General features: G+C 35.3%; 13 protein-coding genes and 3 pseudogenes. 9 read left to right on the forward strand and 7 right to left on the reverse strand.

Going from position 1 to position 23,769, the window contains the following annotated elements:
• Positions 1-130: 130 nt before the first annotated feature.
• From chrA to G9371_RS18055, 6 genes and pseudogenes are all read right to left on the reverse strand, one after another.
• Positions 131-1,552, reverse strand: a complete 1,422-nt coding sequence (chrA, locus tag G9371_RS18030; RefSeq protein WP_002040866.1) for a chromate efflux transporter — start codon at positions 1,550-1,552, stop codon at positions 131-133.
• A gap of 46 nt (positions 1,553-1,598) precedes the next feature.
• On the reverse strand, positions 1,599-2,537 hold the full coding sequence (locus G9371_RS18035; protein WP_002065076.1) for a chromate resistance protein ChrB domain-containing protein: 939 nt from the start codon (positions 2,535-2,537) through the stop codon (positions 1,599-1,601).
• Between the two features lie 333 nt (positions 2,538-2,870).
• Entirely contained in the window at positions 2,871-3,749 is an 879-nt protein-coding gene (locus G9371_RS18040) for a TIR domain-containing protein (RefSeq protein ID WP_000027438.1), read from the reverse strand.
• A gap of 72 nt (positions 3,750-3,821) precedes the next feature.
• Positions 3,822-4,178: pseudogene (locus G9371_RS18045) on the reverse strand (tyrosine-type recombinase/integrase); the annotation flags it as partial.
• Between the two features lie 401 nt (positions 4,179-4,579).
• Positions 4,580-5,671: pseudogene (locus G9371_RS18050) on the reverse strand (M48 family metallopeptidase).
• 20 nt (positions 5,672-5,691) lie between these two features.
• On the reverse strand, positions 5,692-6,780 hold the full coding sequence (locus G9371_RS18055) for a YjgN family protein (RefSeq protein ID WP_001153947.1): 1,089 nt from the start codon (positions 6,778-6,780) through the stop codon (positions 5,692-5,694).
• A gap of 841 nt (positions 6,781-7,621) precedes the next feature.
• On the opposite strand from G9371_RS18055, the gene G9371_RS18060 reads away from it, so the two are divergent.
• Positions 7,622-8,500 carry a MetQ/NlpA family ABC transporter substrate-binding protein gene (locus tag G9371_RS18060; RefSeq protein ID WP_029424312.1) on the forward strand — a complete coding sequence of 293 codons (879 nt, stop codon included), beginning with the start codon at positions 7,622-7,624 and terminating at the stop codon, positions 8,498-8,500.
• A gap of 7 nt (positions 8,501-8,507) precedes the next feature.
• Here G9371_RS18060 and G9371_RS19425 read toward each other — a convergent pair.
• A pseudogene (locus tag G9371_RS19425) lies at positions 8,508-8,717 on the reverse strand (hypothetical protein); the annotation flags it as partial.
• Positions 8,718-9,294: 577 nt separating this feature from the next.
• Between G9371_RS19425 and G9371_RS18065 the strand changes: the two are divergent.
• From G9371_RS18065 to G9371_RS18100, 8 genes are all read left to right on the forward strand, one after another.
• A complete protein-coding gene (locus G9371_RS18065; protein WP_032018942.1) occupies positions 9,295-9,849 on the forward strand; it encodes a TetR/AcrR family transcriptional regulator in 555 nt (184 codons plus the stop codon).
• Between the two features lie 257 nt (positions 9,850-10,106).
• Positions 10,107-13,301, forward strand: coding sequence for a type VI secretion system Vgr family protein (locus G9371_RS18070; RefSeq protein WP_029424310.1), 3,195 nt, complete (start codon positions 10,107-10,109; stop codon positions 13,299-13,301).
• 70 nt (positions 13,302-13,371) lie between these two features.
• Positions 13,372-18,144, forward strand: coding sequence for an RHS repeat-associated core domain-containing protein (locus tag G9371_RS18075; protein ID WP_029424309.1), 4,773 nt, complete (start codon positions 13,372-13,374; stop codon positions 18,142-18,144).
• Between the two features lie 20 nt (positions 18,145-18,164).
• Positions 18,165-18,656 (forward strand): hypothetical protein, encoded by a 492-nt coding sequence (locus G9371_RS18080; RefSeq protein ID WP_029424308.1) that lies wholly within the window; start codon positions 18,165-18,167, stop codon positions 18,654-18,656.
• A gap of 15 nt (positions 18,657-18,671) precedes the next feature.
• Entirely contained in the window at positions 18,672-19,118 is a 447-nt protein-coding gene (locus G9371_RS18085) for a hypothetical protein (RefSeq protein ID WP_029424307.1), read from the forward strand.
• Positions 19,119-19,443: 325 nt separating this feature from the next.
• The gene (locus tag G9371_RS19120; RefSeq protein WP_000357775.1) at positions 19,444-19,818 is read left to right on the forward strand and encodes a hypothetical protein; all 375 of its coding nucleotides are present in this window, start codon (positions 19,444-19,446) and stop codon (positions 19,816-19,818) included.
• Between the two features lie 57 nt (positions 19,819-19,875).
• Positions 19,876-20,316 (forward strand): hypothetical protein, encoded by a 441-nt coding sequence (locus tag G9371_RS18095; RefSeq protein WP_000773510.1) that lies wholly within the window; start codon positions 19,876-19,878, stop codon positions 20,314-20,316.
• 191 nt (positions 20,317-20,507) lie between these two features.
• Positions 20,508-23,744, forward strand: coding sequence for a DEAD/DEAH box helicase (locus tag G9371_RS18100; RefSeq protein ID WP_032049952.1), 3,237 nt, complete (start codon positions 20,508-20,510; stop codon positions 23,742-23,744).
• Positions 23,745-23,769: the final 25 nt, after the last annotated feature.

Here is a 23,769-nt window from a genome sequence, read left to right on the forward strand (position 1 = left end):
AATAAGGTAGCTTAACTAGAGCAGAGTATCACTTATAAATAAGCTTTTAGTTGTTCAAACATGTGGGACCACCTCTGTTTTAGTTGGACAAATAAGTCCAACTAAAACATTTTTATATAGTTATAAGTGATTAGCCGCTTATCCCGAAAAAGTGAAGAATAATTCCTATAGCGCAGCAACCAGCTAAAGTAGTCATCATTCCAAGTTTGAAACGGAATAAAGCAAGCATAGCTATGATTGATAACATTAGTGACCATGGGTTAATGCTGGATAAAACTGGAACTTGTAAAACCATTCCATATTTATGAATTACATTAACTTCAGCAAATAATGTATGTAATGCAAACCACACTGATAGATTAAGGATCACTCCAACAACAGCTGCTGTAATTGTCGAAAGTATGGCATTTAAAGCCTTATTATTTCTTAATGCTTCAATATATGGAGCACCAATAAAAATGAATAGAAAAGAGGGTACAAATGTTACCCATTTCGCTAATATACCTCCAAGAGTACCAGCCAAGGCAGGATTCAATGATCCTGGGTCTCGATACGCTGCCATAAAGCCTACAAACTGAACTACACTAATCAGGGGGCCAGGGGTGGTTTCAGCCATACCAAGTCCGATCAGCATTTCACTAGGTTTAAGCCAATGGAAGTTTTCGACGGCTTGCTGTGCAACATAAGATAAAATTGCATAAGCACCACCAAACGTAAGTACGGACATTTTGCTGAAGAATAGAGCGATATGCGTATAAACATTATCTTTGCCCATTAAAGTAATAAAAGCTATAAGTGGGCCGAGCCATAAGACCAAACCAATGAGAGTAATTTTTAGAGCTCTTGTATGGGAAGGTTGTACATGCTCTGGGATCTGCTTAGCAAAAGCAGCATCAATAGCTGCTAATGAAGCATTAGAGCTATTAGCGTCAGAATGAGATGAGGAGGCGTTAAATGCTTTACTTCCACTTTTATTTCCGATGTAACCGATAAGCGCAGCAACTAAAATAATAAATGGAAAAGGCAAAGCAAAGATAAAGATGCCGATAAATGACAAGATAGCGACAATGACCATCACCTTGTTTTTTAAGGCTCGACGACCTACACGCATGACAGCTTCAAGAACTACTGCAAGTACGGCTGCTTTTAATCCAAAGAATAATGCTTGAACAATACTAATCTGACCATAACTTGCATAAATCCAGCTTAGTATTCCTAATGCAAGTAGACCCGGTAAAATAAAGAGAGTACCCGCAACGAGTCCGCCACGTGTTCGGTGTAATAACCAACCTATGTATACAGCCAACTTATGTGCTTCAGGACCAGGAACAAGTGTACAGTAATTTAAGGCATGTAAAAAACGCGTTTCACTAATCCATTGTTTCTCTTCAACTAAAATTTTATGCATTACTGCGATTTGCCCCGCAGGTCCACCAAAGCTAAGCGCAGCTACTTTAAGCCATACCCAAAAAGCTTCACGAAATGAAACACCATGAAGTTCATGTGGGGGAATGCTTTCAGCTAAAGCAGTGGAATCTTCATTTGTATTCATTGCTATTTCACCTAAATTTTTGAAATTTAAAAAGTATTTGATGCGTTTAATCATTCAGTACAGAGCTATTTTTATTAAAGCTAGACAATAGGCCATTAAAGATTGCATTTGATGCGACTAATAATTGGTCATCATCTGTAATGTTTTCATGTATTCCTGCAAAGACGGTTTCTATGCCTGAAGCTTCGGGTGGCTCAATCCCGCCAATATCAAGATAGTGGACAATCTCTGCAATTTTTTTCAAAGCAGGTGTTTCTAAATTAAAACTATGTAAAAGAACTTCGAAGGTAACCCAGTGATTGATATGACTGAAAGCTGCACCATCAAAATCGAATCCTAAAGCTTCTTCTGGACATTCACTTGGTGTTTCTAACCAAATAAATGTAGGAGTTGAATCAATAAAAGTCTTGATTAGCCATGCAGAGGCTAGACGATCAATCCAAGGTCTCTTACGAGTTGCCCATATTTTGTTTTGATAACTATTTTTATCTAGAAGTTGAATATGTGCTTGTATTGCTTGAGGCTCATTCACTTCACCAAGTCGAGCTATTGAAAGCTCTAAAGCAGAAAGTTCATTTAGTACCTGTGCTTGAGTCTCATCGGGGTAATAGTCAATTTCTACGAGTGCATCGATACTTTTTCTTAATTTACGGATTTGCTTGAGCAGCTCTTTCTTTTCATCTTTAGATTGACGATCTCTTAACTCAGAGAGTTGTTTATAGAGGACATCGTATTCTTCTTTTCGACTGAAGAAAGGAGCTAATTCAAGGTTTAAAGGCTGCTCCGCATGGAATACATACGCAGAGCCTTGCTCTGAAATAACGTCACTTGCAATAGGATCAAATTTCTCGCTATGAGAAATGGGAAGTAAATACACACCATCTCTAAGGATTGCGGCTCCACTTGCTTTAAGAGAACGCCATACTCTCATACGTGTAGATGTGTTCTGTGTAGGCAAAGAGGATATGAGTAAAGATATTTTCATGTTGTATACTCAACTTATTTGTTAAATATATAACATTAATTTGGCTTGGATACAAATATGAAGAATCGATTTCTTATATCAAAAGAAATATTAAAGGGCGGAAATGGCTAAAGAAGAATTTTTTAAGTTTTTGATTTTATATAAATTATTTGGTTTTATTGTTTCAATATACATCAATATTTGTGAATTCAGTATTACTCATCACAAAAAAAATTGTTTTAGTTATAATTAAATTATTGATTGTAAAGTGTCTAAATTGTAGGGTGTTCAAAAGTTGACTGAGAATTAGGTTATTTGTAAATCTCAGTCAAAATTTTAATTTTTAGAAGGCGCTTATCGATTTAAGATAACATCAGCTAATTGATGGGCAATTTCCTCAATACTATTTACAGAAGTATTTAAGGCGACTTTATCGGCTAAATTCGGACTATAATCTAAAACGTCATTTTTAGTAATTTTGTGCCAAATCGGTAAAATCATTTTATGGCCATTCATTTCTCGAGCTACTAAGCCATCAAGTTCATAGTTGGTCCAGTCTTTCTTAATAAAGTCAGTTGAAAGAACAACGGTACCGTATTTAGAGTTTCGGAGACCACTATCAATTTTTTGACGTAAACTGTCCCCAACTTTTAACGTGAATTCATCGTACCAAACGTTTACTCCAAGTTGCTGTAATGTCTCTGCAAGCGGTCTGACAAAATCTTCTTTATCTTCTGAAGCGTGTGAAATAAACAAATCATATTCTGGTTCCGTCTCAGGTATTGTATTGTTGTAAGATGATATTGAAACATCAGTAATATATTGGGTAGAAGCTTTAATAGCATCAATTTCACGTTTCAGCTTCTTTTGATGTTCAATTTCGTCTTTCTGCTGTTTTTTAGTCAGGACCTCTAATTTTTTTCTTTCCAGTATTTCTTCTTTTATAAGGTTCTGCTTTTCTTTCAGCAGCTTATTATCAATATCAATCTTTTTCTTTTGTAAGTCTGAAAGTTTTGATTGTATACGAGCGTTTTCTTGTTCTTTCCTACTAATTTCTGATAACTTTGTTTTTAATGTAGAGGGGCTAGTTGTCTTCCCGATAGAATTTTGAATTTGTAAAATTTTAGAAATTATATCAGCTCCCTTTTTCTGCTCTAAGCTCATTCGATGAGTAATATCTGCTAACTCCTTATTTAACCTTGTTATGGTACTGCTTATAGTTTGTATTGACATGTTGGCTCTATGATAAATATAAAGGGTAAGATTATTATTTGGTTAGGCGAAATACAAGGTTTATGTGTTACATCACTCTGTAAGCGTAGAGCAGTGCTCTGCCCAATCTGCCATTAATTCTTTACGTTTATCTAGATAATCTCCACGCAAGTAAGAAGCTTCAACTTTATCTGGTAGTTTGTGCGCTAATACATGTTCACAGACTTCACGCGCATAATTAGTTTTTTCCGCAGACCAGTCACGAAAAGTAGACCGAAAGCCATGTGTGGTAATTATACGATTCTGTTTTGGATCAATATAGCCTAAGCCATTTTTTAGTTCTTGTTCATGCATACGCTTGATTAGTGTAGTCAATGGCATGTCGGAAAGCATTTCACCACTACGTGGGGCGGGGAATATAAAATCTTCTAATTGAATATATTCTCGAATGAACTCTTAATTGAGGTAAAATTACATGAACTGTCTTAGAATGGGTAGTTTAAGATGATTTGTAATTTACAATCATTAGCTTACTAAGCAAGAATAGTGTCAGGTGAATGAAATATAAACAAATGATTGGTTGAAATTTTATTGTAGTAAAAATAACAGTAAAAAACTAAAATTAAATTATTTTTTGTATGTTTATCAGTGGTTTGGTTGTTTAATTTGACTAACACCGCTTCCGCCAAATTCTAAAAGCCCCTGTTTAAAGCAGGGGCTTTTTTTATATCTATTATTTTACCCCTCATCCTCCCCTATATAAAAATTTAGATTGAGTTGGGTAGAATTAGATTCCAGTTTAATTTTATATTTCATAATTTCTTAAGTCTGAATACTAATTTTTCTAGTATTTAATATTTAGCGTGTTGTTTTTTCTCAAAATCATGAACCATTCGAATACGTTCTTCAGTTGCAGGATGAGAAGATAAAGCATCAACAACAGCTATAGATAGCTTATTATCTGAAGATTCTTTTTGAGAGGTTGGTGAGGTGGACTGACTTGCTTTATTTAGATCTTCTTCTGTTTTATCGTTTAAACGTTGTAAGAAATTTGCAAAGTGTGAGACTTCTATATTTTTCCTATCCATCAGCTGTAATGCATATAGATCGGCTTCGGACTCAAATTTACGTGAGTAATTTGCACCAAGCATAGCAGCAGGTAACGACGTAAATAAATCTGAATTATCACCTGTCATCGCAATGTATAATACACTTAGTCCTAAACTAGTTAATCCTTGTTGTAAACTGTGGCGATAAACTAAATGTCCTTGTTCATGGGCTAATACTCCCAATATTTCTTGATTATTATGGGCTATTTGAATCAGTTCATCTGTAATGATAATTGTATTATTGGGTAGTGCTACAGCATTTGCCCCTAATCGATTACCTTTACGGAACACTAGTTTGGCTGGTTTGTTTTCAGCAACAGTATTCAAATATTGTTTAGTAATTTGGTCTTTTTGAGTTTGAGCTAATTGGCTAGGTGCAGTCCAATTATTTAGTACATAATTCTCGGCTTCATCTCCTAGTTTCTTTAAACTATTCTCTGGTAATTTAAAAGCAACATAATGGGAAGTGGCGGGAACTCCCCATTTTACTAAACTGATTCCGAAAGTAATCACAAAAATTAAACTAAAAAAAATAAGATTTGGAGAACGTTCAAATTTCCAGATCGAATGTTGAATCTTTTTAGTTGAATAATTAAACCATTCAGGTAATGCACCATGAAATTCAATTCGTGCATCATCGTCTAATTCAATTACTGGATGTAACTGTCCCAGAGCACCAATCAATTTCATATCAGTGTATTGTTAATGACGCTGTTGTTCTAATTGCTCACCATATCGAATCAGAACTTCAGTTTCAGATTGAGCTGAAATCTGAGCACGGTATGGTTTAGACACTATGCCATCATAGAAAATGATATCTACTGCTTGGGACATAAATTATTAAACTCAGATTATTATAGGGAGATATCAATATCAAAAATATCACTGATTTCTTCAGCTAAAGCACTTTGTTCTTGCTGAGCTAGATTCATCATTTTATCTGGATCATCTAGCAAGATTAAGCTCATTGATTCAACCTGATATTTGTGAATGCGAACAGCGGCCCAAGCAGACATTAAACCTAGGGTTAAGATTTTTACTACCCAGTTTGATGCTACAATCCATGCAAAACGCCATTGATTACAGTCTGTTTTAAATTGACTGTTTCCAACTGTAGTATTGTTCCATGTAGTAATGAAAAGACGCGCAGCAATTAATGGATAAATAAATAGTCCAATAATGGCATACATCATAAATATCCCAAAGATTACAGAATTCGATGAGAACCCGGAAAGTGTTCCTAAAATACTAAAATAAATAATTGAAAAGATAGCAATGATGCCAAGAGCAATAAAAATGGGTACATAAACTGCAGCCATATATGCAGTCCAGTTCGCGTTTAATTTAAAATTTAATTGTCCAGCATATAGGTGATTAAGATAATATTTTTTATATAGCCAAATAGCTACAGGCGTAAAAATTCCTAATGTGAAAATATATACCAATATACTTAAAAGGAAAATTTTATAAGATTCTTTTATAGTGCCACCAAAATAAAAGCGTGCGTTACCATACTTACTATTTCTTGCAGTAAAACGTAAAGTAGCGCGAATTAGCCAAGGCACAGCCATATATAACACAACTATTCCAACTACAGTTGCAATCATTGAATACTGTGATGAAATTGAAAATGCTACGTAAATTCCTAATGCAATTAAACGCCCAATCAAAATCTTGGTTGGAATACCAGTAAAATCAAAACGACGTTCAAAAAACTCTGTATTTCCATAGAAATAACGTAAACGACGAACTTTAGCCCAAGGTGCATATAAGCTTAAAGTAATAATAGTTAAAAGAATATTAACGATCCAAATTCCAAAATATTCTGAGGCATTACCGTGAAATTTAAAATGATGAATACCTGAGTGTGAAATTGGTGGACGTGTAATACTTTGATCCTCATTTAAATCTTGAGGGAATGATGGCAAAGCTTGGTCTTGCATTTTATTCTCTTTCTTGAAAATATATGATCATGAATGAATGTAATAGATAATTAGAAAACTATTGAGGAATATTATATATTTTTTATAAATTGAAATAAATAGGATAAAAAGCAAACAATAATTTATTATGGCCTTTTACTGAGTTGTGTGGAAAAAAATTATTGCAAGAAATTTACATAATAGTTTTGAAGAGATATTGATGCATTATTATATTTTTAAATTTAGTAGTAACACTAATTTGAATTGGAACTTTTCTACATCGTTTATTTCATACTATTCACCTTCCTTGGAGCTAATAGAATATATCTTTATAAAATTTATTTTTATTAAAAACTTAAATAATAAAAAATAATTTATATAAATAGCTTATATTGCTAATGAGAAATTTTGTCGCTTACGCCAAATTCAAAAGTCTTTGTGAAACCGAAGATTTTTTAAGCCAAGGATAAAAATTACAACTTCATTTAGCTTAAATATTGCTAACAAATCCTGAAAATTTCATATAAATCAAACAAGTATATAATTTAATCAAAATTATTTTATTTATATAATATCTTTTTTATTTTCATCATCTTAGTGTTAAAAGCTTTATCGATCAAAATTGAACAAGTCATTTGTCGAACGTTTAATTATTGATATATGATGTGCCCATATTTAGAAACTGTTTCAAAACATAATTCTATTGTTCAGCGTGCAAATTCACGGAAGGAATGATGCTGAAATCAGGCTTCTAAACCCTATATCTGGAAATTATATCCAGCCAAATATTGCATTTCGACCCAATGGTTGGAAATGTCTCGCTCTGATTTAGAGTAGGCATTTCCTATTTTAGGATATATTTATGAAAAAATTATTTAGCGTACTGTTCAGTGCCTCTGTACTGACACTGACTGCATGTAATAAGCAACCTGCACAAACTGAAAATACAGCAGCAGCCAAAGATAAAACTGAGTCAGTTCGTACAATTAAATTGGTTTCAACAGGTTCTGATACGGACGTATGGAAATACGTAGCAACACTTCCTGAAACTGCTCAAGCGGGCATTAAACTCGAAGTGACCAATTTAACTGACTATGTTGTGCTCAATACGTCTGTAGCAAGTGGCGAACAAGATGTAAATGCGTTCCAGTCATTCAACTATTTGGCAGCTTATAATGCTTCAAATAAAGCTAAAGTTGCTGCTGTTGCGACAACTTACCTAGAGCCAATGGGTATTTATGCAAATAAAGTTAAAACCGTTGATGAGTTCCCACAAGGCGCTACCATTGCAATTCCAAACGATACTGCTAACGAAGCTCGTGCATTAACATTATTGCAGTCTGCTAAATTAATTAAACTTAAACCAGGTTTTGACCCTGTAAAAGGGACAGTAAATGATATTGCTGAAAACCCTAAAAACTTACAATTAAAACCTATTCAAATGACAACCGCAGTTCGTGTTAAAAACGATGTAGATGCAATTGTGTTGGGTAATACATTGGCACTTGAGGGTGGCCTCAATGTAATGAAAGACGCAATCTTCCGTGAGCCAATCGATCAGTCTACTAAGCTTTATGTCAACTTATTGGGTGTTGCTGAAGTGAACAAAAATGACCCGATCTATACGAAGCTTGGTGAACTTTACCATTTACCTAAAGTTCAAAAGTTTGTAAATGAAAAATTTGGCGGCACAAAAGTTGAAGTGAACAAGCCTGTTTCTGAATTTGCAGACATCAAATAAGTAATTTTTAATTAAAATTATTTTTCAAAGCTAAGTCACGGTTATCGTGGCTTAGCTTTATTTCATTTGGAATAATGCCATTTTCTTCCTCCGTATATGTATCTAGAAATATTTTTCGCCCAACACTATTTAAATGCATTAACGCTTTCTATAGGAATTCCTCTTTAATGGGAGGATCGAAGATTAAGTCTTTATTATCCAGTGTGTTCATTCTCTTTATAAACCCTACTTTAACAATAACTTGTTAATTATTTATCCTTACTTTTTAATGATCTAATTTAAATCAAATGTCATTTTGTGTGCTTGACTACAAGAGGGTGGAATACTATTCTTCGCATGCTGGCCACATTGCCAGTCGGTTTTAGCAGACCGTTCCGAAAAGCATTAAAAGAGCAATCTTTTAGTGACGAACCCTCGTGCCCCCTCTACGGCGGAACGGGAGGGGGACACCTTCGGGTGTGCTGGGTTTTTTCGGCCAGTCTGCTAACCCCCTTTCGTTCTGCCACCATAATTTAAATGTTTTGGCAGAACTCCCAATAAAAAGGAGTTGGCTTTGCATATCCACTATTTCTTGGCAGCCTTTGCCAAAAGCTATAACGACACAACTTAAAAATTTAAAGCAGCTTGATGGCCTTTAGGGTTTTCAGGCTTTAAGTCATTACGGCTCAAAAAACTTGCATTAACTATAAAACTTGAGATGTGCCAAGCACAGTCTTTATGGCTTTGCTGTGCCTTTTTTTTCTCCCAAAAAAGTATCTCATTTAGAAACAACAAGAATTTATAACGGTAAAACTATGCCAAATTTAGAAACCTCTTCCAAAAAATTACACGTTATTCGTACGGCTATAAACTTATTTACCACCTATGGATTTCACACCACGGGTGTAGATCTGATTGTTAAAAAATCTGAAATTCCGAAAGCTACGCTCTATAACTACTTTCACTCAAAAGAAGGTTTAATTGAAATGTGCATCGCCTTTCAAAAAAGCCTGCTGAAACAAGAAGTGCTCGCGATTATTTACTCAAACCGTTACTGCACGCCAATTGATAAGCTCAAAGAAATTGTGGTTCTACATGTTAACTCTAACAGTCTGTATCATTTGCTACTTAAAGCTTTTTTTGAAATTAAAGGGGCATATCCTCAGGCTTACCGTATGGCAATCGAGTATAGAAAGTGGCTAATTCGAGAACTTTTTGACCTAATTTTTAGTTTGGAAACTCGCGCCTTAAAACCTGATGCCGATATGGTTTTAAACCTAATAGATGGTTTGATGTTTGGGTTTTTAAGTACTAATAGTTTGAGTGAAAGGGATGAGGTGTTGGAGCGGTTTTTTATGCCAGTACGCTAGAGAGGAAAACTAATTAATTGCACAGCATATGATTTTAGGTTTTTATTCTTACTTGTTTCAGTTGGCGATAATTTTTAATTTTAACTCTGATTTATAGCAAATTAGCATAATTTACTCAGGTTTTAGTATTATATTTTTTTCCTATAAAATAGTTGTAAGACTAAGGTTGAAACTGAAGTTAATATAAACAAGATAGACAAATCTGTCTATTTTTTATAAAATATAGTCGATTGCAACTCAAATTTATAAAATAAGTGATGTTTAATAATATTTTTCAGATCTTAGAGAGTTTTGGTTTTCTCTCACAGCATCGTTCGGTGTATCTCCAGTTTTCAGATGCATCCCTGAATAGTCAGGTTTTTTTACAACGTATAGATGGGCAACATTATCTTAATCAGGGCATGACAGCCGAGCTGATTTGTTTATCAACCAATGCTCATATTCCACTCAAAACATTTATTGGGATGCAGGTTGCTGTTGATCAAGTAACAGATCGAGGAAGTTTTTTCCGTACTACAGGTATTATTACTGGAGCATCACAAGGGCAAAGTGATGGTGCTTTAACTTTATATAAACTTGCTATAAGTGATCCAACTTATCTCTGGCATAAACGCAGAAATAGCCGTGTGTTTATGAACAAGAGTGTGAAAGAAATTAGTGAAATTCTGTTTCAAGAGTGGCAAGGAAAAAGCCCATTATTTGCTTCTAGTCTGACTCTAGATTTGAGCGGCTTGAAACAGACCTACGATGTCCGTCCTTTTGTTATGCAGCTCAATGAAAGCGACTATGACTTTTTAACTCGCTTATGGCGTAGTGAAGGTATTAGCTGGCTCATTGATGAAGCAGAGCTTACCGTGGCGAGCAATATGGACAATATTCAGCCACAAAAATTACGTCTTATTGATGATAATAACCAATATCAAGCTCTGACAAGAAGAGCGATTCGTTACCACCGCAGTAGTGCAACTGAACAATTTGATAGCATGACCAGCCTAATGGCTGATCGCAGTTTACAGCCGACTTCTATATTTGTGCAGCGTTGGCAGCCAGATGTATTACAACAAACAGATGGGGCAGGTAGTGTCCAAAGTAAACATCAGCATAGTACTAACTACGACAATCAAAGCTTAAGTCTTGAAGAAGCATGGCACTTTAGTCCGGCATGGATGCAGGATTTAAATGGCGAAGATGGGGCAACCTCAGCAAGTAATCAACAACTAGAAAAGTTTAACCAGAACCTAAGTGCTTATTATGATGCTCAGTCTAAGCAGTTTATTGCAAAAACCACAGTACGAGATACACAAGTTGGCTATTGGTTTGAACTCAATGAACACCCTGAAATTGATCAGCATGAAAGCACAGATAAAGAGTTTTTAATCATAGGTAAGAATTATTATAACCAAAATAATTTACCCAAAGATTTAAACCAGCAAATCCAAACTTTAGTTCAACAAAGCGATTGGCAAGCGAGTAATACCGACGAACGTCAAGCGAATCAGTTAATTTTACAACGTCGTTATATTCCAACAACACCAGCTTATAACCCACAGACTCATAGCCCAGTCGCTCATCCACAACGTGCGAAAGTGGTGGGTCCTGAAGGTGAAGAAATCTATGTAGATGAGTGGGGGCGTATTAAAGTCCGCTTCCTATTTACCCGCAGTGATGACCATAGCCATGATGGGGGCGCAGGGACCAACAACAATGATACCGATTCAGCTTGGATTGACGTTCTAACGCCGTGGGCTGGAGAAGGTTACGGTGCACGTTTTTTACCGCGTATTGGTGAAATTGTTGTTATTAACTTCTTTAATGGTGATATAGACCGACCGTTTGTGATGGGTAGAGTGCATGAGGCCCAGCGCTATCCGACCAAATTTGATAATAAAGGTAAGCTTCCTGATACTAAAAAGCTCAGTGGTATCCGTTCTAAAGAAGTGTCAGGTAGCGGTTTTGGGCAACTCAGATTTGATGATACACCGGGACAAATTAGTACCCAACTCCAAAGCAGTCATGGTGCAAGCCAGCTAAATCTGGGGAAATTGAGCCATCCTAAAGATAAAGCAGAAAGTGAAGACCGCGGAGAAGGTTTTGAACTGCGTACGGATCAATGGGGAGCATTACGCGCGGGGCAAGGTTTATTGGTATCCACCCATAAACAGGATAATGCCAAAGGAGACCACCTCGATGCCGAAGTTGCGAAAAAGCAACTTGAGGGTAGTCAAACCAACAGTAAAGCACTGAGTGACATTGCTAAAAACCAGAAAACCGATGAAATAGAGTCGCTTGAACAGTTAAAAGATTTTGCCTCACAAATTCAGCAGCAAATCGCTAAATTTGAAAAAGCTTTACTCCTTTTAAGTTCACCGGATGGTATAGCTTTAAGTAGTTCAGAAGATATTCACATCTCGGCTGATGCACAAATTAATCAGATTGCTGGAGACAGCATTAATATAAGTACTCAAAAGAATGTGATTGCCCATGCCCAAAATAGGCTCAGCCTCTTTGCAGCACAAAGTGGACTAAAAGCTGTTGCTGCACAAGGCAAGGTAGAAATACAAGCTCAGGCAGATGCACTGGATGTACTGAGTAAACTTGGAATTACTATTTCATCAACCGATGACAAGGTCATCATTAGTAGCCCGAAAGAAGTCAAAATCACGGGCGGCTCATCGCAAATTACTCTAAATGGTTCAGGAATCTTTCCGAAAACTGGTGGGAAATTCCAAGTCAATGCTGGACAGCATTTGTTTATGGGAGGAGCGAGTGCAAACGCCAGTGCTCCTGAGTTGCCTAAAGCTAAACCTATGCAGGGAGCATTGGAGCTACTGCGGAGTTATGGTGGAGATAACTTCTTCAAGCAAAATAGCTATAAAGTCATTGATTCATTAGGTAAGCAAATTACGGGCAAACTCGATGGAAATGGTTTTGCACAAGTAACAGGTATTGCACCCGGACCAGCTAAAGTAGTTTTTGAGAAGGATAATACAAGTGCATGGCTACAAAGCAGTGATTTTAAACGTAATTATACGTGGGCTGAACCAGTCAAAAGTGTTCAAGGATTAATGAAAAATGCCCTAGAAGCAGTGGGGCAAAATACGATGTCTCAGTTGCAAAATAATCTTCTTTCAACGGATAAAAATAGTTTCAAAAACTTAGGTAAGAATACTTTAGATAATTTAGCTGGCCAAACAGTAGCCCAGATTAAAAATCAGGTAACTAATACTGCCCTTAATACTGTTTCAAAACAACTTAATCTCAATTTATCTGCCGATCAAATGAAAAGTCTTGGTCAAATGGCGACGAATCCAAGTCAATCTCTTGAAATGCTTAAAGAGCAGGGCGGAGATTTTTTGAGTGATCAAATGACCGCAAAATTATTTAAGACCACAAATCAAGAGTCACCTATTCAGCAGGGCAATTTAGATACTTTTGTACGGTCAAAAAAGTAGTTTGGATGAATAGAGCGATTCAACTTAGAAAAATATTGCTGCAATTGAATGAATTAAAGGTTTTATATTGATGGCTAAAGAGAATACACAACAGAAAGAAATTAAAAGACAACCTGCTGTTGAACTTGCTGTTTTTAACTTAAATAGCGTGACGGATGTAGCGGACTTGCAAATGATCGCAAGTCAGGTTCAGCTGTATTTACAAGTGTGTGGAAACACGACATTAGAACAAATAAAAAGTAAGGCCAATATAACCACGGTTGCTAATATTTTTGCATTGACGGGTAGTGTACTAGATCTAATGCTCTATGCTACAGATAAAAAAACTGGTGATGCTGCTGTACAACGTGGGGCATTACTTGCGGCAAATTTAATTGGTTTATTTTCAGAACCGAATAATGAAGCACATGCACGCATGGCTTTACGTCCGATGTTTGGCTTAATGGCAGAGTGCTTATATCGAGAAAATGGAAAAATTAAAGAAACGGATATTAAGCGTTTAGGTTTACATCTCAATGCGATGATCGCTGGAGATCTAGAGAACTTCTTAAAAGAGACTCAAGCGAAGTTAAGCAGTTTACTTATTAGCGCTACAACATTGGGTGTAACCATTCTACAAAGCATGGCAACCCCAGCAACAGGTATAAATGCAGGAATATCCACTGCGGCAGGTGCAAGTGCAGAAAAACGAGATCCGAAACTCAAATTTACCAACTGGGCTGTTCCACTCATTGATTTATTAGGGAAGCCAAGCCAAGCAAATCTAACCCCTAAAATACAACCAAATATAACAAGTCGTTTGCAACAAGAAGCAACTCAAGCTATTGCGGCTTTAAGTCAAACTTTACAGCAACAAGCAAATGCTGGCCAAAAATATACTTTGGCATGGCTATTACAAGAAGCACTGAAAGCTATACAAGCATTAGAAAATAAAGGTAATGCAAGTGTGCCAGTCAACCAGACGGGTGAATATGAACGGCATACGAAAGGAGACACTTTAGAATTTGTAAGTTTGCAGGCAGATGCTTTAAATGCTCCTCCATGTGAAGGTGCTGATTCACAATCTGGAAAAAGTATTAGCTATTCAATTGGTGCTGAACGGGTTCAACATGCAGACTTCTATTTACCAAAAATAGGTTTTTCTTTTATACGGCAATATAACTCACAAATGGATGAGTTTGATCAGAGCATGGTCGGTGCACGTTGGATGATGCCATTTTCCAATATGATTCAACGAACTGCTCAAGGCTATTTATTTATTGATAGTAAAGGGCGAAAGCATCAACTGCCAGCTTCTATTACATTTGAAACTTATGAAGTTCCTTATGAGGGAATAATAGTACAACCTCTTAAAAATGGAGATCTGGTTCTAAACTTTGGGGGAGACTGGACTTTTCAATTTCATCAGTTTTCAGTCGGACAGCCTTATCAATTGATTCAACAATTCAATGAAAAAACACAAGAAAAAATTGATTTAAGTTACCTTATTTTTGAAAAGGTTGCTTATCTTCAATGTGTTAATTTTCAATTAGAGCATGCTAAACACCAATTAAAATTTGCTTTTAATGAGCAAGTTAAAATTATGGCGGTGTTTTTAGATGATAACGCTGAGCCATTAGCGCGTTATGATTATGATACTCAAGGTAACTTGATTAAAGCCATTGATCAGAATGGTCATACAAGAACCTATGAATATAACTACTTTCATCAACTAACGCGTTATACAGATCGTACAGGGCGTGGACAAAATATTCGCTATGAATCAACAGACGCCAAAGCTAAAGCGATAGAAGAATGGGCCGATGATGGTAGTTTCCATACCAAACTAAAATGGCATCCACGTTTACGTCAAGTAGCGGTTTATGATGCTTATGATGTGCCAACTTATTATTACTTTGACCTCAATGGGTTTACTTATCGAACTCGTTTAGCGGATGGGCGTGAGTCATGGTATAGCCGTGATGGGAAAAAGCGCATTACTCGACAAATTGATTTTGAAGGGCGAGAGACTCAACAGGAATATAATGATCAAGATCAACTTGTTAAAATTGTGCAGCCAAACGGCGGAGTAATACGTTTTGCATATGATGAACAGGATAACTTAGTTGAAATTAAAGACCCAGAAGGCAGTATTTGGAAACGGGAATATGATGAAAATGGTAATCTTAATAAGGAAATCAATCCATTAGGGCATATCACACAGTACAAATATAACAATGATAATCAACTGGTTGAAGTCATTGATGCAAAAGGTGGTGTTAAGAAAATTCAGTATAATGAATTGGGGCAGATGATTTCATATACCGATTGCTCAGGTAAGAGTAGTACATGGGAATATGATGAAGATGGTGTACTGACAGCTGAACAAACTGCAAATAATAAAGTTGTACAGTATTTTTACAGTACCAAAGGCCGAGATAAAGGACAGCTGCAAAGTATTATTTATCCTGATGGGTTAAAAGAATACTTTGAACATGATGAAGAAGGACGCTTACTTAAACATACCGATACCAAAGGTTTAGTAACGGAATATAAGTACAATCAAGTTGGCTTATTAGAGCAGCGTATTGATGCCAATCGACATAGTGTAGCTTATCAATGGGACAAACAAGGTCGCATTCAAAAGCTAATCAACCAGAATCAAGCCGAATATTTGTTTGGATACAATCCGTATGGATATTTGATACGTGAACAGGCCTTTGATGGAGAGGAAAAGCACTATAGTTACAATGAGAACGGAAGGATATTTCAAATCCGTCAACCAAATATACTGACCCAATTTGACTATTATGCAGATGGACAAATTGCTTCGAAAAGCTTTACCCATTTACATACAGGGCAGAAACAAACGGAACAATTTGACTATAACCTCAATAGCCAACTGAGCCGAGCCAGTAATGAGGTTAGCCAAATTGATTTCTATCGCAATGCACTTGGGCAGTTGGTTAGAGAGCACCAGCATTATAAAATTCCAGAACTGAAACCGCTCACAGCAGTATTACATTATGAATATGATGAGCTTGGAAATTTAATTAAAACAATTCGACCTGATGGACATACACTGAATCATCTTGTTTATGGTTCAGGGCATATTTATGCAATTGGTTTAAATAACCAAGAGGTTGTTTCATTTCAGCGTGATGATTTGCATAGAGAAACAACACGATTACTAGCAAATGGGCTTATTCAAACTAAACAATATAATGATGTAGGGTTACTGAGTTCACAGCTAATTCAACCTGAGCAAGAAACCCAAGACTATTTACAATATCAAGCACATAGACACTATCAATACGATCAAAACTATTTGCTTAGTCAAGTCGAAGATAGTCGTTTGGGTAGGCTCAATTATCAATATGACCCAATTGGGCGTTTAATCGCAGCTCAAAGTTTACATAAAACAGAAAGTTTTAATTTTGACCCAGCAGGTAACTTAATTGATTCTGACTCGGTATTAAGTCCGGCGCAAATTAAAAATAACCTTATTAAAAGTTATAAAGGTAAACACTATCAATATGACGCTCAAGGTAATGTGACAGAGATTATTCAAGCGGGCAAAAACCTTAAACTGACTTGGGATAATCAAAACAGACTTATTCGAAGTGATAATAATGGTCTAGTTACAGAATATGGCTATGATGTCTTTGGTCGTCGACTCTACAAAAAAACAACCAATGAATTAACCTTATTTGGTTGGGATGGAGATTTAATGATATGGGAGTCTGTCAAATCTGCACAGATGAGTTATACAAAGCACTATATTTATGAACCTGATAGCTTTGTTCCACTATTACAAGCAGGTTATAAGGATTTTATTCAACTGATAGAAACTCCTGATTATCAGGAATATCAAACAAAACCTTATTCTATTTATAAAGACCCAGTATGGAATCGTAATCTTGGTAAAGAGCGTACTGCTTTAGAGCAGTTTACATTCTACCACTGTGATCAGGTCGGAACACCACAAACCATGACCAATATCCGAGGAGAGTGTGTATGGGAAATTCTCCAAGATACATGGGGCGCGGTGTCGCAAATTAAAGCACTAAATCAAGATAATCCATTTGAACAAAATAATTTACGCTTTCAAGGCCAGTATTACGACCAAGAAACAGAATTGCACTATAACCGTTATCGTTATTATGAACCTCATAGCGCAAGATATGTAAGTAAAGACCCGATTGGGTTAGAGGGTGGTATGAATACCTCTAGTTATGTAAGTGATCCAAATCAATGGATTGATCCAAAAGGATTAAATAGTTTTAATTATGGTGAAATGTTTGGTATTCCAGCTAGTGCCCAGTCAGGTCTAGCATATCAAGGTCAACGAAATTATGAGTGTTATGCTGAAACAGGAGAATTATGTAAAATAAAAGTGCCACCATTATTTGATTATGTTGCATGTAGCGGCGGAGGTTTAGGAATAGGAGTGGGCTTTGTTAAAAATCAATGGACTGGCGAATATTATATTAGTGGTTCGAAGGATTCGCTATTAATTCCTGTAGCAAAATCAGTTGCTCAAAATAAACAATTTAGCGCTAAAGATCTGGCAGGGGCTAGTTGTGTAGGTGGTAATATTCACAACATACCAAGTTATACCAAAACAACAATGACTATGGGCGAGATTACAAATGAATTTGTAAGTGGAGCTTCAGTTACTGTTGGTGGTGGAGCTTATGGAGCAGTAGCAAACGTAGTGGTTCCATTAGTAAGTAAAAGCAGTCCTGTAAAAGGTACGTGGGCCTCTGAGTTAGGAGTAGGAACACCAGGTTTCAATGTAGGTGTGAGCGGTACTGTTAGTGTTGATACAATTTTAGATGCTGTGAAACCTAGTAAGAAATAATAGATTAGAGAGATTAAGTAATGCAAACATGGAATAAAGCCTTTTTTAAATTTATGACTATTATTTTAATGGGTACTTGCTGTATTGCATGCGATCTTAGAAAAAAAAATGAAGTAACAGTTATTGAAAATAAGAATATAATAATTAAAAAATTTGAAAGTGATGCTGAATATATTTTTGGTAATCAAATTTTAGGTAAAAAAATATTTTCTTCCTATAATGCAGAACGATTAATATTTCAAGTGAAAGATCTAGAGCAAAATAGTGATAATTTTATAGATAAAATAGATGGTAGGTTGAATAAGAGGGGTTGGAACTATAAAGAAAAATACAAAGAAGCTTACATTTATTGTGATAGAGATATGAATCAACTTGAGTTAGTTCCTCCTATAAAGATAGGTACAGTTATGCAATCAGGAGAAGGACAGTCATTGAATCAGTTAGTAGATTATTGGAATATAGGTTTTATCCATTCTAGACATAAACGTTATGTATGTAATATGAATAGTTGATTGGGATAAATTATTATGATTGTGAGAAAATTCATATTTTCTTTATTCATTTTTAGTCTCTATTGCTCCCTAATAGCATGTAGTACTAAAGCAACTAGCTTACAAGAGCTTTCTAATGAATTATTTAGTACATATAAATACGAAGTTGATACTGATAGAAATAAAAGCTCTACTCAATTAATTGTGATAAAAATAAATAAAGAAAATTTTTCGATTAATGATTATAATGATGTTAAAAACAAACTATTAAGTAGAAAATGGGATTTTGTTGATTCATACGATAATTATTATAATTTTTGTAAAACTAATAATTATTCTATAGATATATTAAATCCTATTCATGATAGACATTATACAAGAGATGGTGATAAAGTTAATTTTAAAAGCAAAGATTATTGGTATTTTGCATTATACTTTAATAAATTAGGAGTTAATAATTGTATGGAATATTATGGTAAGTAAATTTGATTATTTAAATAAGATTTCTTGAATTTGTAGTATTTATTTTAATTTGATAATCTGGTTTTAAGTTTTAATTAGATTTGTTGAAATTATTGTTGAATCTAAATTTAATAGTTGGTACGCAAAATATAAGAAAGAGTTATGATTAAAATTAATTGTTTAATATTGATTACAGGTCTTAGTCTTTTATTATCAGGATGCAACAAAGATGTTGAAATAAAACCTCAATTTAAAATTTCGAAAGTTCGAATGAAGCTACTCCACATGATTATAGCAGTGTTCTTGCGGAACAATTTAAAGGGGAATTAAATTTTTTAAAGAACAATTGGATAAAATCTTTATTGATCAAAAATTTATTTTGAGGGATGAGGGTATTGCTTTTGCTCCTACTCAAAGCTTTCTTGTTGTTCAAATTCTTGTAGATAGATTAAATGAGGAAATCTATCAAAGAAATATTGTTCCTAGAATTAGAGAGAATGGTTGGATTCTTGAGAAGCGTATAAAAAATTCAGATGTTTTTTGTAATGGTAAGAAATATCAGTTAGAGGTTATTCGGCCTAAAGATTACTCTAAAGAAACTATTAATGAAGAAAATAGGTTAACTTTTACTTCAATTGAAAAAGAAAGGAATATTGGTATGTATTATCAAGAACAAGGGACATTGTACTGTGGAAATGAATTACCGATAATAAATATTTAGTAGAAAAATATTTAAGTGTAAAGATAAAGTTAAGAGATTAGTGAGGGGAAAATAAGTATGAAGTTAAATAAGTTGAGTTTGGTTGTTTTTATACTTTTTATATTTACTGGGTGTGGTGAAATTTATTCTCAACCTTCTGATAAATATCCATTTGAAGTGAAAATGAAAGCTTTATTAGGGGATAACCTTAAAATTGTGAACTCAATACGTAAAGCAGAAGTTCAAATTTCTTCTTTTAGATTTGAAAAAGATCCTAATAAATTGAAAAAAGTAATCAACCAATTAGAAGAAGATGGGTGGGTGTTAAAAGGCAAAGGACAAGGAGTTGATACTTATTGTTTAGGGAGAAATAATAGAATTAATGTTGTGAGCCCTACTATGATAGGTGTTTTTGATTACCAAGGTGGGAAACTCAATATAACAGATTATAATTCTGACGCTATATCTTATAGCTATAACAAATGGGGAGATGATATGTGTGAGCAATCTGAGGAGTAAATTTTTGAAATTTATAGTCTTATTTATTTAATTCGGTTTGGGGAGTTTAAATTTAAGATAAATATCTATTTATAAATGGTATAGGAAGATTCTTGATGATATTGGAATGATGGTGCTAATGGATTAATATTCTAGGCATGATATATTTATTTTAAACAGGATTTTAACACTATATAGCTTCGAGAGTCTTTATGGATAATAAGAAAAGTAACTTTATTGAGGATAGTCGTATTCTTGCATTTTGGCGTGATTTAGAAATATTTACTATACCTTCTGCTCCAACTTCAAAAGATAATAATAAATTCACAAAAATAATAACTTTAAGATTTGGTGAGAAACTACCTTGGGAAATGGTGGAATATCAGCCAACATTAAAGGATATGTATATCCATACAGTTTATATTGGTGTAGCAGATCAAGAAGAATTGACTAGACTTGTTTTGCGTAAGATTGTAAGCAAAGAGTTGAGTGATAAAGAACGTGAACGTATTTCGGGTACTGGGTGGTTAGCGTCTTTTACTGTAAACGAAAATGGATGTTTAAGTGCAGATAGCTATGCACCAGCCAGTTATGTATATGGTACCCAGGCTTTAAGTCAAGGAGAGCCCCTTATTGACTTAAATGCAAGACTTACTAGAGCTAAGGAGGAGTTTGCTCAGCGTTGTCATCGCTTAGTTCAATTGAAAGAGGATTATCGATGTTCATGGAAGGATTTGCAAAGTGAAACGGATTTAATTAGATCTATTTTTGCTCATGATGAGCAGATTGGATTAGATTGGCGAGTCGTAGTTGCTATAAAGCGATTACCTAGAAAAAAAGCGTTAGAGGATATTGAACAAGAGGTTAATTATCTGAACTCATTTTATTTAGATGATCTAGATAAAATGCTGAAACAAAGTTCATTAAGTCAACCATTTGGCCAAGCGTTATCTACATATCTCGGGGCTTCAATTATTCATGATAAGCGAATAGATATTTTAAAAAATCATGAAATTATGGGAAAACTTGTCTGTGCAGCCAATTTACCTATTGCGCGTTGGCCTAACGCACCAGATAGACCTTTAGTGTTGGCACAGCAGGCGGTAGTTGCTCATATAGAAAACTCATTGAAAAATCAAGATGGTATTCTCGGCGTAAATGGACCGCCAGGTACTGGGAAGACAACTTTACTGTGCGATGTTATTGCGACGGTTATTACTGATAGGGCTAAGCGAATTTCTGCACTTTCTACACCTGAAGCTATATTTAAACAGCCTATTCGGCTTATGGGACGAAGATTTTCACCCATTGTTGAGGAGTTGGTGCGAGATAGCTCAATAGTTGTCAGTAGCAACAATAACAATGCTGTAAAAAATATTTCACAGGAGTTGCCTGCTACTAGTAAATTAGACAAGCGGTATGAAACAGATTCTTTATATTTCTCTGAAGTCATAAGTGGAGTTTTTGATAGTCAACGAGTTCAGGATGAAAATCAAAAAACAATTCCTGCATGGGGTTTAATTGCTGCGGCTTTAGGTAACAGTACGAATCGGAGATCTTTTGCTCGTGCTTTTTTTAAAGAGGATCATATTGCTGAGAATGATGAGGAGGAGAGCAAAAATTCATTTATATCGATGAAACAAATACTTGAGGATGCAATTCCTCATATTAGTGCTTATTGTCGGAAATGGCACACAGTCAAAAGTGAATTAATTGAATTAATTGAAGAATTAGAGAAAAAGCGTTCAGTTTTAATAAAAGCAGAGCAGGCTTCACTTGTTATTTCAGAATGTATGGAGAAGAAGGAAGAATTATCGGAAACGATTACGCTCAAAAATGAAGAATTAAATAAGCATCAAGATTTATATCGTCAAATACAGGGAGAGTTACAAGACCAGGCTATTTTAATACAATCTAAACAGCAAATATTAGGGCAAATTCAGATATCACATGGACCTCGGTTATGGGATCGTCTATGTGCATTATTTGGTTACCGGACTCACCGTACAGAAGTCTATGATAAGCGAATTAGTGAAGCAACTTTATCATTACAAGAAACTACCGCTCGCTATGAAAAGCTCATCAATGATAAGACATCAAGCCATAAAATTATAAAAATTTGCGAGCAGGAGTTATTGAAATTAAATGATGAGCTTCTTGTAATAAGGCAAAAATGCGACAAGTTGATTTCCGATTTACAGGCGGTACACGCTTTAGGGGTAAGACATGTCATTGGGCCTGATTTTTGGAAATTATCGTTTGAAGAATTGCATAGGACTTCAGTAAATACTTCAGAAATTATCGATGATATTCGTGCCCGTATTTTTATTAAATCGATACAGCTACACAGACTAACGATTTTATCTAATGCCAAAAGATTTTTAAGTAATTTGAGAATGGTCGGGCAAATGCTTTCAGGAAATACCAAAGGTCTTTCCCTTCATGATCGTCCTGTAATTTGGGACAGCCTGTTTTTTGTGGTTCCTGTGGTTTCCACAACTTTAGCTTCATTTAGTCGGCTTTTTGCAGGCATGGGACAAGATAGTTTAGGGTGGTTATTAATTGATGAGGCAGGCCAGGCTACACCTCAATCTGCAGCAGGTGCAATCTGGCGAAGTAAAAGGGCTATTTTAATTGGTGACCCTTTGCAGGTTGAACCGGTATTTACACTACCAGATAGTGTAGTTGAGATTCTACGCAAACAAAATGATGTGGATTTATCTTGGTCTCCTGTCTTCGAATCTGTACAAACAATTGCTGACAGAATAACGCCATTTGGTTCATGGATTGATGATGGTAGTGGAGATAATCAATCAAGAATCTGGACTGGTATGCCCTTAAGAACACATCGTCGTTGTGATGACCCTATGTTTTCTATTGCAAACAGTATTGCTTATGCGGGTCAAATGGTTCAGGGGCGTGTTGATCGCGAAGGAAAGCCTACACCAGCAAATATAGCTTATGATATTGGTGTGAGTACATGGATGCATGTAGATTCAATAGATTTTGCTCATCCTATTAATTCTGAAGAACTTGATGTATTGATTGATTCTTTAAGAAAGCTTGAAGAAAAGCGAAAAACTACAATTAATAGTTCAAAAATTAAAATATATGTCATTTCACCTTTTAGAAAAGTTATTCAAGCGTGTAAAAGCAGTATTGAAGAGGCAGGAATAGAAGGCATTGAATGTGGCACTGTACATACTTTTCAGGGTAAAGAGGCGGATATCGTATTTTTAGTATTAGGTACAGCGAAGGATCGTACCGGGGAAGGAGCTAGAGCTTGGGCTTCCTCAAGTCCAAATTTATTAAATGTTGCTGTGACACGAGCCAAGAGTCGTTTGTATGTGATCGGTAATGTGGATACTTGGTCTAAAATGGACTATTTTTCAACGCTCGTTAATATACTTCCAGTGAAAACGGTAAATATATCTAACACTTATACTTAAGATTTTTTAAATTATAAATTGTCTT

The organism is Acinetobacter sp. EKM10A (assembly GCF_011075215.1).
Lineage (GTDB): Bacteria > Pseudomonadota > Gammaproteobacteria > Pseudomonadales > Moraxellaceae > Acinetobacter > Acinetobacter baumannii.